Source organism: Altericista sp. CCNU0014 (assembly GCF_044923475.1).
Classification (GTDB): domain Bacteria; phylum Cyanobacteriota; class Cyanobacteriia; order Thermosynechococcales; family Thermosynechococcaceae; genus JAAURS01.
Genome location: NZ_CP137338.1, coordinates 5,396,586 through 5,409,520 on the forward strand (window position 1 = coordinate 5,396,586; position 12,935 = coordinate 5,409,520).

The following is a 12,935-nucleotide window of genomic DNA, read 5'->3' on the forward strand; positions in this document are numbered from 1 at the left end:
CACTCAAATTCGATTGGATGTTGAAATAGTTCTGGTGCCAAAGAATTGGCGGTAGAACGGTCGAAAAACATCTTTGAAGGTGCGAATGCTGACTTGAGGAACAGAACAAGTTAGCACCGCCCAGAAATCTGATATCCACAGCGGCCAACCCTTAACCATGACTAAGGACAAACGCATTTCTTCTCTAACGTAGGGATAACCAGAGGTTCGGTCTCCTAAAAAATGCACCAGAATTGGGCTTGCCTCTGTAACTGGATACCAGGGCTGATGTTTTGGATGAGGCGCAGGTGGGTTGAGTAAACGCGATTTGCCCCTCAAGACATCAATGGATAAACCTACGGGGCAGGCTTGAGGATCGGTAAAAATAGAACCATCATCGGGAATTGCGGTTTGATTGTGGAGTGCCATTGCGATCGCCATCAACAACTCATCGTTTGGCCGACCACGTAAGCGAGTTAACCCGATTTGATCGTATTGGGGTTCCAATTCTCGTGCTTTGGTGTAGATGCGATCGCTAAGTTCGCCCTTTTCCATGTAATACACCCCCCCATTGAATTTAGGCAAGGCTGTTACGCCAAACTGTTTGCAAACAGATGCAACATCGCCAAACCATTCTCCATGGGAAATTCTTTCTCCTACTACTGATACAGAATGACCTGCAAAGCGATCAAATACGGATTCCAGAGAACTGACGCAGAGGCAGTCAGCATCGATAAAGAGAGTGCGTTCAGCTGGAGCTAGTTTGTCCAAATGTAGCTTGGGCGAAAATCCTTGACCCAACTGTCCAGGCTGAAGTTCAATAATTTCAATATCTGATAGATCTTGAGGGAGTAAATCTTTCTGATCGGTAGCAAGTACAAATCTAATATTACTATTTTTATGCCACCATTTAAACGATCTGGCTAAATTGACAGCCATTTGAATATAAACTGGTTTTCCAGTTGCGATCGTGAGAACTGCTTTTTTAATATTTTGAACCATTTAGTTTTTGACCTCTTTGCTAGCCGCTATGAATCGAAAAGCCAAATCGTAGGCTTCACGACTCATAAATTGGCATAGTAAAACTCTAACAAAAGTCCAAATAAGCTTGTAAGCCATTAATATTTTTCGCCAAAGTGGAGGTGAGGGCGAACCTCGCATTCCAGATAAATATTTATCTGTCTTTCCATCTAGTGAAGCTGTCATATGCCACTGACGAGGAGTACTTTCTAAATAACCTAGGTGTTGAATCGCAGCTTTCTCACCAGGATCTAAAACAGCACAAATCAGTTTTTGATCTTCAAACCACTGGGAAAGAAATGTCTCAAAACCTAAGTTTTCATCTCTGGACTCTTGCTGTAGCGACTGAAAACCTTTCCGAATTAAATCAGTTCGGCAAAGACAAGGGTTTGCGGAGAAACCATACACTGAGTCGTAAACCCCTTCACATAGTTTATTCTGCTTCTCATGTTCATTTAATGGTCCTGTTTTACTAAAACGGATCTGAACCCACTCAGGATTTTGTCTTAAAAGAGTAACAAGATATTCCAGATCTGCTATTTCTAAAAAGTGCCAGTCATCTTCCAACCAGAAGAAAAAATCTGTTCGGACTATTTGATTTACATAAATAATGCTATTTATATAGCCGGACCTTTTCGTAACTCGAATAATAGTATCAAAACTGGATTGATCTATTTGAGAAAAATCTATGTTTCCATCAACTGCTAAAATTCGCTTAGAAAAATCATATTCAAGCCTCTGTTCAGCGGACGCCAGAGTTTTGTTTAATAAATGTTCTCTACCTTCACAGGTAAAAACGACTAGACTAATAGATTTAGAATTCACAGTAGTTAGTGGTTTAGTTTGATACGGCAACTAGGCTGCTGTGGTTGCAGAGATTATAGTTTGAGTAAAGTTATAACAAGGGTTTAAGAATCCTCTAATCGATGCTGGAAATCTATGAAACTCATTCAGAGGATTTATATCATTCTCAATAATCAGGTCAACAAGCTGATATCTGTCTATCCAACCATCCGATGTTTCAATTGCAAACCCTATTTTATAATCTCCTGCAACTAGATTTAGATTGTGAATTATGCAGTTAAACTTAACTATTTCATCTTTACAAACAGAGATTTTTGCTTCTTTTGGACTTAAATCTATCAATGCAATTCTTATTCCTGTAACTGTATAGATGAGTAGTGCAATAGATAGAATGCTAAACCGATCTTCTCTGTTTTGAATCCTTAGATTAATCTCTAAGTTATCTTGCTGAAGATGATAGCCAAATTCTTTTACTAATAGTCGTTCAGATAGCTCTAAATTTTGAATTTTATCAAGATTCATCTCAGAACTTAGATTGCTATATAAAGCAATAGTACTATCTATATTAGCTTGGCAGATCATTGCGCCTTTGCTGAGAAGGATTCCATTTGTACATAATGCTCTTATCGCATCCATATTATGGCTTACAAATAGAATTGTTCTACCTTCACCTTTACTAATATCCTCCATTTTCCCCAAACACTTCTTCTGAAACTGTGCATCTCCTACCGCCAATACCTCATCCACAATTAAAATTTCTGGCTCTAAATGTGCCGCCACCGCAAAAGCTAACCGGACATACATCCCACTGCTATATCGCTTCACGGGAGTATCCAAAAACCGCTCCACCTCCGCAAACGCTACAATCTCATCAAACTTTCGTTTAATCTCCTCTTTCTCCATCCCCAAAATCGCCCCATTCAGGAAAATATTCTCCCTTCCAGTTAACTCAGGGTGAAAACCCGTACCTACTTCCAGTAAACTTGCAACCCGCCCTTTTATCTTGATCCGTCCCTCTGTTGGCTCAGTAATGCGACTCAAAATCTTTAGCAGCGTTGACTTACCTGCTCCATTGCGCCCAATAATCCCAACACGATCGCCCTGTTTAATCTCAAACGAAACATCCTTCAGCGCCCAAAACTCTTCATGACTTGGGTCTACTGCATCTTTAGAAGATAAGAATCTGCTTCCTAAAGACTTAACCCCATTAGCAATCACATCCCGCAGCGCAGTGTAGCGTTCTTGCTGTTGGTGATTTAGGACATATTTCTTACTTAAATTTTCAACGTGAATAACTGTATCAGTCATGATCTAGATTAACTTCCAACACTTCCATACCAATCTCACTGCATTAGGCTGATATTTTCGATAGCATCGCCCACAATCCTATCTCCCAAATTTTTCTAAATAACATCCGCAAACGTACGCTCAACCTTGCGGAAATACCAAATACCACTTATAAAGAGTAGAACTACAAACCCAATTGAAATCATAAATCCAGGCAAATAAATCGATGATTTCCCGCCTAAAATTGCCCAGCGAAAGCCATCGATCACACCTACCATTGGGTTTAATGAGTAAAGCGATCGCCATTTTTCCGGTACAATATTGCTGCTAAAACCTACAGGTGAAATATATAACCCAAACTGCACAATAAAGGGCACAATATATCGGAAATCTCGATACTTAACATTCAACGAAGCGAGCCATAAACCTACTCCCATCGAAGCTGCAAAGGCAATCAGAATAAAAAATGGTAATGTCAAAATCCGCCAACTCGGGACAAAATTGTACCAAGCCATTAGGCCCAACAAAATTATCCCCGAAATCATAAAATCTACAAAACTGACGACCACTGCACTGGTAGGAACGATCAAGCGAGGGAAATACACTTTTGAAATCAAATTCGCATTTCCAATCAAGCTATTGCTACACTCAGAGAGCGAATTTGCAAAGAACTGCCAAGGAAGCATCGCTGCAAACACTAGAATTGGGTACGGCACCCCCTCTGAGGGCAACTTAGCTAAATTCCCAAACACAACTGAAAAAACCACCATCGTCAAAAATGGACGAATCAGCGCCCAAGCCATCCCGATCGCCGTTTGCTTGTAGCGCACTAGAATATCGCGCCATGCAAGAAAGTAAAATAACTCCCGATAGCGCCATAAATCTTTCCAGTACTGGCGTTCTGCCCTTCCAGCTTCAATAATCAGCTCCGGCTGAGCATCGATATTTGACTGACTCATAATTATGCAAATATCACAAAAAATTAGCAGACGAAATTAAAGCCTTTCAGGCCCTGATAGCACGTCATTCTAGACTGGGTTCGGGTAAACTCTCCCACCGACGGATTTCCCTTCGGATCGATCACACCACTCACCTGTCTCCAGAACGCTTCCGGCGCAAGGGAAATTTCATAACTGCGATCGCCCGTCTTTTGCACGTAATACCAACGGGATTCTTGACACTGCTCGCACCAGAACGCCTCCAACCATTCGCCTGGAAGAGAGACTGTCGTATTCGTACTAATTAAAAGCTGAGAAGAGAGACGATTAACCCCTCGCAAACGTAATTGCTCGGGCGTATCTGCAAACAAATAATGCTTCTGACTCACGCTGTCGAGATAACAGCCGTGCTTCGGACATAAAATAGCGCGACGCTTAGAGCGCTTCCGATTTCGGACACACCTATTCTGCAACTTGACCCCCCCCTGAATGATGCACATCATAGAGCTAAGGCTGCAAGGGAGAGACTGAGATCGCTAGACCGTCGAAGCCCGCTCCAAAAACCAGCTTAAAACCTAAATTTAGCAGTCTAATGACTTAGCAAATGATACGGGAATTATACCACAAATTACTTTTAAAACATAAAATCAATTCACCGAATCATTACCTATTTCAACTTCATATCCAGACTCGTCTTTAAATCCTGCTTGCCATCAAGAAGAGTAGATTTAATCGACTCATCCTTTGGAGGTGGATTCCCATAATAATTCTTCGTGTAGTAATAATAGCTATAGCTTTCATTTTTTATAATTACACCATTTGCAACAACTCCTAAAACATTACTTCCAGACTGCTGCAAGCTACTATTAGCAACTTTTGCGCTCCCTTTTTCTACAAGCTCAGGGCGAGCAATGAGTAAAATACCATCTGTAAATCGGCTGAGAACCAATGGATCGGCTGCTACGGTCAGCGGTGGCGTATCCAGCAAAATATAGTCGAATCTCTGAGCTTGAGCTTTTAGAAAATCGCCCATACGCTGAGAGTCGATTAATGCGAGCGGATTGGGTGGAATAGGTCCCGCCGTTAAAATCTGCAAGTTTTCATTAATGATATGGACTGGAAGCGAATTGAAAGATTCGTCCTCTGCAGTTGTCAGTACATTCGATAAGCCAAACCCGTTAGGAACCTCCCAAATTTGATGCGTTGTCGGTCGCCGTAAATCTGCATCGATCAGCAACACTTGGTGGCCCAACTGGGATAGTACTGCTGCCAAGTTGGCAGTAGTGACTGACTTTCCTTCTCCAGGTTGGGCGCTCGTAATGGTAATGATGCGTACCGGAGCATCGGAACGCAAAAACTTCAGGTTCGCTTGGAGCATCCGGTAAGCCTCGCTGACCATCGAATTCGGCTCGGCAAACACCGGGATCTTTTGAAACGCATCTCCCGCCATTTCAAACATCGGAATGTTACCTAACAGCGGATAAGGATACGCCTCTCGAATAGAATCGACGTTTTTGAGCCTGCGATCCGTTATCTCCAGCAAATAGGCCACGGCAGCGCCAAGCATTAGAGCGGCGATCGCGCTTCGCAACAATTCCGCAGTCCGATTTGGTCCGACTGGAGTAGTTGGCACAATTGCCGAGTCAATAATTTTAACCGTCGGGATCGTTTCGTTCTCCGTTACCTGAATATCCTGCAAGCTTTTGAGCAAAGATTGGTAGGTTGCCTCCGCTGCCGCTAGTTCTCGCTCTAGCTCCCGCTGCCGTTGTTCTAAACCCGGTATAACCTTGGTTTGATTCGCATAAGCTATCTTTTGATCCGCCAACGACTGTCGCTGCTGCACCAGCCCCGTCCGCGTCAACTCGTACTTGAGCAAATTATCCATCAACCCTTGCCGGGTCGCACCCACAAACGAAGCCCCCCGAGGAGAAGGACTTTGACCTTTCAGAGCGGCATTGAAACGCTCCTGCAACAGAACCTGCAATTCCCGCTGGCGATCCTGCAAATCCAAAACCGCTGGATGATCCGGCGCTAACCGCGCTCTTGCCTCCCGCAACTGTTGCTGCACCGATTCTTGGCTTTTCAGGACCTCCTGCACTGCCGGCGACTGTCCCACGACACTCTCTGCAAGAGCCTGCCGGGCATCGCCCCCGAGTTGGCGGCGCAAAGAAACGATTTGAGAATCGACATCTGCGAGTTGAGCGTCAAGGTTCCCCAATTGTTCTTGAAGTTTTGCCTGACTTTCGACAGCAGCAGACTTCGCTGCCGTTAAATCGACGACTCGGTAGGTCTCCTTGAACCGACGCAAGATAGAATCTGCGACAAAGACCCGTTGGCGCACCCGAGGTAGCTGTCCTGCAATAAACTCGCGCGTTGCCCTTGCCTTCGCTCTATTCGACTGCAAATTAGAACGGACGTAAACTTGCATGAGTTGATTCACAACCTGGGCCGCAAGTTCGGGATCCAAACTATCAAACGAAACTTCTACAACATCCGTATCCTGAACGGGCAAAACCTTAAGACCGTCGCGCAGACTGTCAACATCTAGCTTGCCCTTCTTAGCAAGGAATTGAGGGGATTGTTGTATCACGGAAAACAGAAATTCACGCGAAAACATCGTGCGAATTTCCGTTGCCAGAAGCCTTTGGCTGTCCCATCCACTGCTTTCCGAACCCGAACTCAGTGCTTGAATTCCGTCAATTTTAGGCGAGCTTTCTCCAAGGCTAAATCTCAGCTGCCCTTTAGATTGATAAATATTGGGCTTTCTCGAGACATTGCCAAACATGAAGATAAATAGAGCCAGCGCTACCCCTCCTGCAGGTAGCCAGCGGCGCTTGAGAATCAACCAGTATTTGAGAAAATTAGGCCCCTCAGGGGATTTCATATCTGCTTGCATAGGTATTTCTCAATTAGTTTTTTGTAATTGAAAAATACCGCGCAAGCAAATTCGACCTGAGGTCTTTCACCTCAAACAGCAATATCTTCAAAAGTCCATCCCCCCATCTTTGACAGTTAAGCCTTAACCTTCCCTCAGCGATCGCTCGAGACGAAGATCGCCCCCAACCGAGCCGCAAGCGATTCTCAAATTAGGTGCAAATTAAGTCTGCATCTCTCGCACGAGGAATTGAGGCAATCAAACCCGTTCCACAAGCCCGTAACATAATGATGTACTTAATGTACCCATGTTTTCTGTACACATATCATCTATCCCAAAAAGATCTCGGTCAAGGTCGGCTCGGTCGTGCAAACAGGGCGTCAATGCCTTGTGCTCAAAGGTTTCTAAATCGATTGATCGAAGTGAGGAAGGGCGTCAAATGCAATACTCAAGTTCTTTTACTCAAGGCCATCTCTTGTCAACCCCTCTGCTCCAAACGAGCGCAAATTGGGAACCCTATCGACGTAAGGGTATTCTAGGCATCCAGATTAATTTTCATACAACGCCTACAATATAACGTCAACGTTGCTCCTCTGGAGTTTTTGCTCTTTCAGCTAAATTTCTTATGCTTAAGGCTTTCAACGCATCCATTCAGTCACTCAGAATCTGGCATATTGCACCGCTCTTTTTGCCGCTGCTGCTTGGCTCTACCAGCGCCCGCACCTCCCCTGCCATCTCCACACCAGCGATCGTCCCTCCCGTCCCTACCAGCGTCTTAATCGATCGCGAACTGGCAAAATTCCGGCAACAGCCTCAGCCGCTGCCCAGCCAAGTTCTGAGCACCTTCTCCAGACCCTCTCTCTCCAAACCCAAACCTCAGGCGATCGCAACAGTCCCTCAATCGCAGGCGAAGGCTCCAAAAACTCAACGCGCGTCATCTTCATCTTCATCTCCAGCATCAGCGCCTCCCCAAGCTACTCTGGCCGCTCTGTCCGCACCCAAGCCCGCCCGCAACCTGCCGTTTATCCCGCTACGGGTGGCGATCGCCTTCAAAGCCAAAACCCTCAGCATTACCACCTCCGACAATGGCGCCATTGCCGATGGCAACGGTCGCGTACTGGGCCAGCTGGCAGCTCAGACGGGCGTTGCGGTCACCCCGACGCCAGACGGACTTCAGGTTGGAGATTGGCAAACCCCCTCCACAATCTGGGTTAAACCCAAAACAGCTCGGGGATTGGTGTTCTTAGAAGGGCGCTGGTACCGGGGCGCGGTGCAGATTGTGGCTCAGGCCGACGGACTGCTGGCCGTCAACCACGTCGATTTAGAAGCCTATCTTTACAGCGTCGTAGGCGCAGAAATGCCCGCCTTTTGGTCTGCTGAAGCGCTTAAAGCCCAAGCCGTCGCCGCGCGCTCCTACGCACTGGTTCACATGGCCCGCCACGCAGACGAACTGTACGACCTAGGGGCAACCCCCCGCTGGCAGGCCTACAACGGTGCAGAATCCGAAACCAACACGACCCAAGCTGCCGTCAACGATACCAGAGGCATCCTACTGTCTTACCAAGGAGGAGTGGTCGAATCTCTCTATGCCTCCTCCATCGATATTGTCAGAGACGTGCATGGCGGCTTCGGGATGAGTCAAGAAGGAGCAAATCAGCTCGCCCAAAAGAACTTTAGCTACCCGCAAATTTTGGGACACTTTTATCCCGGCACGAGTCTAGCCGTATTAAACATCAAGTAACCACGCGCCAGACAGACTACTGTGCCAAAATAGCTTCATACTGCGCCGACGCTCAACCCGTTGTCGGCTAACTTTTTAGAGCTATATGCCCGAACCCGTCGAATCCACTACCCCCTGGCCCTATGTCAGCCCCGGCATTCCTGACGAGTTATTCGAGCAATTGCCGGGCATTCCCATGACAAAGCGCGAAACTCGGCTGCTGCTGCTCTCGCAGCTCCGGCTTCAGCATGACACCATTCTTTGGGACATTGGAGCCGGGACTGGCACCATTCCCGTCGAAGCAGGGCGACTCTGCACGGCGGGGCACGTGGTCGCCATCGAGCGCGACGACGAAGTCGCGAGCCTGATTCAAACCAACTGCGATCGCTTTGGCGTTAAAAACGTAACCGTCGTCCAGGGCAGCGCGCCCGAATGCTTAGCGCAACTCCCCAACGCCCCTCACCGCGTCTGCCTCGAAGGCGGCAGATCCGTGCGCGACATCCTGCGACAGGTTTGGCAGTACCTCTTGCCCCAGGGACGCATAGTGGCAACCGCCACCTCCTTAGAGCATCTCTACGCGATTTCAGAAACCTTTGCAGAGTTGCAGTCTCGAAATGTCGAGGTCGTGCAATCCGTCATCAACCGACTCGAAACCCGAGGCAATAACCAGGTCTTTACAGCCGTCGATCCAATTTTTATCCTTAGCGGCGACAAGCATTCCTAGATGTCTCGATTTATAAAGGAATTTCTAGAGTTTTATCTATTATTTATTCAAAATTATTTAGAGAATCCTATAAATAAGGACAATAGCCTCTCCCGATCCGCACGGAAAGACTAGACTGCATTTGTGCGGCAATGATAGGGTTAGGTTTGGTTTGCTAGCGAAAGCCGCTCCAGGGATTGAATCTACTCGTTTCTGGTCGTAAAATAGCTGAGCTTGTGCCTTAGCAATCCTTATGCCTTTAGCATGCCGCCCGCCTAGCGAAGCGCGCGCGCTCTTAAGGCAACTGTCCCAATTGTTTGATGTGCGAAACGTCGATGGATCGGAATTGGAGCAAGACATTTTCTTTTTTGACGGCTGCGGTGCTTGCTCAACTGCCCCTCCTTCCGACTCGAGCAAATCCCGCTGCTTTTCGAGCATCTGCGGCTCAATCTCCGTCGTTTCAGACCGCCAATGGCTATCCGATTGCCCGCCAGGTTTTTGTCGGCGATCGAGAAATCCTCCAGCCCCAAGACATTAGACCGTTGCCGGGCGGTCTCGACTCGACGCCAGTCTTCAACAGCAACAGTCCCGAGGCTATTCGCCAGTCTGGAATTTTACTCTCCACCTTTCCACCCCAAGGGAAGCTCTCTCCTAATGCCCACTTAGGCCACGCGCTTCAAGGTCGTTTCGACGTATTCGCGCACCATATTGCCAAAACCGATAAACCCGACACGACCCCTACGCTTTACAACGGGATTTTGATCTACAACCCCAACCCAACCCAACCTGTCATCGTCAACGTGCTGAAGGCAGGTAGTTTTTTAGGAAATCCCGAAGCGCCCTATATCGGTCTCCCCCCTTTTTTAGAAAACCCTTTCGGCAGAGTTTTTTCTGGTCCCGGCGGACGCCTAACCGATGCCCTCCTGCGCAACAACCGCCTTCCGAGTTGGCCGTCTCGGATCGACCTCCTCCCGAAGCAATCTCAGATGTTGATGAATTTGCCGATTCCAGTGCCTCGGCCTGGCTTGTCAAGATTGATGTCGAGCCCTTTAATGTCGCGGAACAGGCTGCCCGCGTCGCTTCGGAGAAGATCTAGCCTCAACTTAATGCCTATTAATGCTGCATCGTCTTCTAATACTCGCTCCACGATGCTTCAGCTTTATAGCAGCGGACCGGTATACATGGCCTACTTGGCGATGTACGCGCCCATTACCCCCAGTCGAACGGAGCGCGTTCCGCAGAAGTCGGATTGGGAAAATTTAGTCATTAACGGAAAGCTTGCCGAACCCCGCGATCGCCCTCCTTCGGTGACGGATAACGGGACGGACAAATTTTTTTACGGTCGAGTATCTGGCATCAGCCGCGGGTCGCAGTGGCAGGCTAAGGTGACAGATACCCCGCGCAGCAAGCGTTTGACAATTCCCGTTGCGGGCGAGGCGTTTTCCTATGGGTTGAGCACTCTACCGCGCGGTACCTTTGGCACGGGCCAAGTCCAAAGCGCGCCGATGTTGGTCCGCTACCCCGATACAGCCTGGTTGTCTCATGGCAACTATGGCGTTCACTATCAGGTTTCGCTACCCTTATACAATCCGACGGACGCGCCCAAACAGGTTGCGGTCGTCGTTCAAACGCCAATTAAGCGGGATGTGTGGGGCAACGGACTGCAATTTTTGCGCGCCCTCCCCGATCAGGTCTTTTTTCGAGGAACGATTCGAGTTCGCTACCAAGACGACGACAACATTCCCCAGCTTCGGTATTACCATTTAAATCAGCGTCAAGGGCAGCAAGGAGAGCCACTCGCGTTGATTACATTGGGGAAAAAGGAAAATCGGACGATCTCGCTAGACTATATGTATCCACCGGATGCCACTCCACCCCAAGTGTTGACGATTCAAACTTTGGCTGCAACGTCCTCCAATCAAAGGTCTGCTTATGGAATTCAGCCTTAAGGTGCTACCCGATGCAATGGCTTTAGTAGAGCATGCGGAGTCTGTCATCGTTGCTGCCTGTCAGGAGGCGATCGCCCAGCAGGGCCGATGCACCCTGGCCTTATCTGGCGGGTCTACACCCAAGCCCCTCTACGAAAAACTGGCAGAACAAGATCTCCCCTGGGATAAAATCCACATCTTTTGGGGCGACGAACGGTACGTGAGTCCCACTCACCCTGACAGCAATGAAGGAATGGCGCGGCGGGCGTGGCTCGATCGCGTCCCTTTCCCTGCCGAAAACCTGCACCCCATGCCCACGCAGGCAGCAGATCCGGCAGAATCCGCCCAACTCTACGAGGCGCACCTGCGCGCGTTCTTTGGAGAGGGGGATATTCCAAGCTTCGACTTGATTTTGCTGGGACTTGGAGACGACGGACATACGGCGTCGCTATTTCCCCATACGGATGTCCTGAATGTTTGCGATCGCCTCATTGGCGTCGGCTATCGCGATCGAGATCCGCGACTGACCTTTACCATTCCGCTCATCAATCAAGCACGCTGCGTCGTTTTCTTGGTTGCGGGCCAAAGCAAACGTCCTGCCCTCAGTGCTATATTTTCGGATAGCGCCAATCCTTTTGACTATCCCGCCCGCTTCATTCGCCCTCAGGGACAACTTCATTGGCTGCTGGATAAAGCTGCTGGAGACGGTCTCGATCCCAGCTCAGCCGACAGACAGCTGTAAACAATATTTTTATAACTTCTAGCTTTCATCGAACAGCCGTCGGATCTAGACTGACGAAAGCGAGTTTCAATAATAGACTGCGGATCCTTGAGATGGCTGACAGTCGCCAAAGCAGCAATGAAAATGCGACAATAATAATCCTCCCCTCGGGATATCATGATGGCCGTTTTTTTAGCAGAAGTTTTAAGTATTTGTTTTTATCATTATGATTGTCTGCTCGAACTGTCTCCATCATAATCTTGACGAAGCATCGTACTGCGAAGCTTGCGGCTCAAAGCTTCCAGAAATGAAAAGTTGCTCGAACTGCGGCTCTCCCGTCTTGGATAACGCCCATTTTTGCGGAAATTGCGGGTTCAACTTAAAGATTTCAGCGTACCAGCGCGTCGAGTCGATCGATGCAAAAGCGACAGGCAGCGACATTGTCATACCCATGCCTTTTCCGCCAGAACCGTCAGCGGAACTAGACGCACCTGCAGGTTCAGCCAGCTACGGGGTAGGTTCCAATGCTTCGATCGCCGCAGAATCCGCCCTGGGGGTTGACGCGGCAGGGGCGGGGAACATAGAGAGCGCAGGAGACGAACTGTTCTCCAATACTCAGATTCAGGCTCAATCCGCAACGCTGATCCACAGCCAAAGCAATACGGCGATCGCGCTGCCTGACGGTCGATCGGTGGTTCATATTGGCAAGCCCAACGATAGAGTTCCGCCGGATATTAATGTTAGTGTTTTTCCAAGTGCCGAAGTGGTTTCTAGAGTTCATGCCGCCATTCACATTGAGGGGGGACATTTTTTCGTAGAAGATGTGGGTAGCGCTAATGGGACATACCTAAACAACATGCCCCTCACGCCCAGTACCCGTTACCGACTCCGAGTCGGCGATCGCATTACCTTGGGGAAAGGCGACCTTGTAACGTTCATCTTTAAAACGAATTAGTTGAA

Annotated in this window: 11 protein-coding genes; 5 read left to right on the top strand and 6 right to left on the bottom strand. The window is 48.2% G+C overall.

Translation table 11 applies throughout. From position 1 onward, the window contains the following. Window positions 1-3: 3 nt before the first annotated feature. The 6 genes from R6H26_RS25735 to R6H26_RS25760 all read right to left on the bottom strand — a co-directional run bounded on the left by R6H26_RS25735 (window position 4) and on the right by R6H26_RS25760 (window position 6,912). Window positions 4-981 (bottom strand): hypothetical protein, encoded by a 978-nt coding sequence (locus tag R6H26_RS25735; protein WP_404786665.1) that lies wholly within the window; start codon window positions 979-981, stop codon window positions 4-6. Further along, the gene (locus tag R6H26_RS25740; protein WP_404786667.1) at window positions 982-1,824 is read right to left on the bottom strand and encodes a hypothetical protein; all 843 of its coding nucleotides are present in this window, start codon (window positions 1,822-1,824) and stop codon (window positions 982-984) included. A 30-nt stretch (window positions 1,825-1,854) separates the two neighbouring features. After that, window positions 1,855-3,111: a polysaccharide ABC transporter ATP-binding protein gene (locus R6H26_RS25745; protein WP_404786669.1), complete on the bottom strand. Its 1,257-nt coding sequence runs from the start codon at window positions 3,109-3,111 to the stop codon at window positions 1,855-1,857. Window positions 3,112-3,206: 95 nt separating this feature from the next. Further along, window positions 3,207-4,049, bottom strand: a complete 843-nt coding sequence (locus R6H26_RS25750; protein WP_404786671.1) for an ABC transporter permease — start codon at window positions 4,047-4,049, stop codon at window positions 3,207-3,209. Window positions 4,050-4,072: 23 nt separating this feature from the next. Beyond that, entirely contained in the window at window positions 4,073-4,417 is a 345-nt protein-coding gene (locus tag R6H26_RS25755; protein ID WP_404786673.1) for a hypothetical protein, read from the bottom strand. 278 nt (window positions 4,418-4,695) lie between these two features. Then, window positions 4,696-6,912 (bottom strand): GumC family protein, encoded by a 2,217-nt coding sequence (locus R6H26_RS25760; protein WP_404786675.1) that lies wholly within the window; start codon window positions 6,910-6,912, stop codon window positions 4,696-4,698. Window positions 6,913-7,528: 616 nt separating this feature from the next. Between R6H26_RS25760 and R6H26_RS25765 the strand changes: the two genes are divergently transcribed. The 5 genes from R6H26_RS25765 to R6H26_RS25785 all read left to right on the top strand — a co-directional run bounded on the left by R6H26_RS25765 (window position 7,529) and on the right by R6H26_RS25785 (window position 12,930). After that, entirely contained in the window at window positions 7,529-8,644 is a 1,116-nt protein-coding gene (locus R6H26_RS25765; RefSeq protein ID WP_404786676.1) for a SpoIID/LytB domain-containing protein, read from the top strand. 85 nt (window positions 8,645-8,729) lie between these two features. Next, window positions 8,730-9,347, top strand: coding sequence for a precorrin-6Y C5,15-methyltransferase subunit CbiT (cbiT, locus tag R6H26_RS25770; protein ID WP_404786678.1), 618 nt, complete (start codon window positions 8,730-8,732; stop codon window positions 9,345-9,347). 314 nt (window positions 9,348-9,661) lie between these two features. Further along, the gene (locus R6H26_RS25775; RefSeq protein ID WP_404786679.1) at window positions 9,662-11,275 is read left to right on the top strand and encodes a DUF3370 domain-containing protein; all 1,614 of its coding nucleotides are present in this window, start codon (window positions 9,662-9,664) and stop codon (window positions 11,273-11,275) included. Further along, window positions 11,259-11,996, top strand: coding sequence for a 6-phosphogluconolactonase (gene pgl, locus R6H26_RS25780; RefSeq protein ID WP_404786681.1), 738 nt, complete (start codon window positions 11,259-11,261; stop codon window positions 11,994-11,996). Before R6H26_RS25775 ends, pgl begins: the two co-directional genes overlap by 17 nt. Window positions 11,997-12,201: 205 nt before the next feature. Next, complete coding sequence (locus R6H26_RS25785; protein ID WP_404786683.1) at window positions 12,202-12,930, top strand: FHA domain-containing protein; 729 nt, start codon at window positions 12,202-12,204, stop codon at window positions 12,928-12,930. Window positions 12,931-12,935: the final 5 nt, after the last annotated feature.

Excerpts from the sequence above, each read along its gene's own strand:
- R6H26_RS25735 (WP_404786665.1), bottom strand. The coding sequence starts at position 981 with ATGGTTCAAAATATTAAAAAAGCAGTTCTCACGATCGCAACTGGAAAA.
- R6H26_RS25745 (WP_404786669.1), bottom strand. The coding sequence starts at position 3,111 with ATGACTGATACAGTTATTCACGTTGAAAATTTAAGTAAGAAATATGTC.
- R6H26_RS25750 (WP_404786671.1), bottom strand. The coding sequence starts at position 4,049 with ATGAGTCAGTCAAATATCGATGCTCAGCCGGAGCTGATTATTGAAGCT.
- R6H26_RS25760 (WP_404786675.1), bottom strand. The coding sequence starts at position 6,912 with ATGAAATCCCCTGAGGGGCCTAATTTTCTCAAATACTGGTTGATTCTC.
- R6H26_RS25765 (WP_404786676.1), top strand. The coding sequence starts at position 7,529 with ATGCTTAAGGCTTTCAACGCATCCATTCAGTCACTCAGAATCTGGCAT.
- cbiT (WP_404786678.1), top strand. The coding sequence starts at position 8,730 with ATGCCCGAACCCGTCGAATCCACTACCCCCTGGCCCTATGTCAGCCCC.
- R6H26_RS25775 (WP_404786679.1), top strand. The coding sequence starts at position 9,662 with ATGGATCGGAATTGGAGCAAGACATTTTCTTTTTTGACGGCTGCGGTG.
- pgl (WP_404786681.1), top strand. The coding sequence starts at position 11,259 with ATGGAATTCAGCCTTAAGGTGCTACCCGATGCAATGGCTTTAGTAGAG.
- R6H26_RS25785 (WP_404786683.1), top strand. The coding sequence starts at position 12,202 with ATGATTGTCTGCTCGAACTGTCTCCATCATAATCTTGACGAAGCATCG.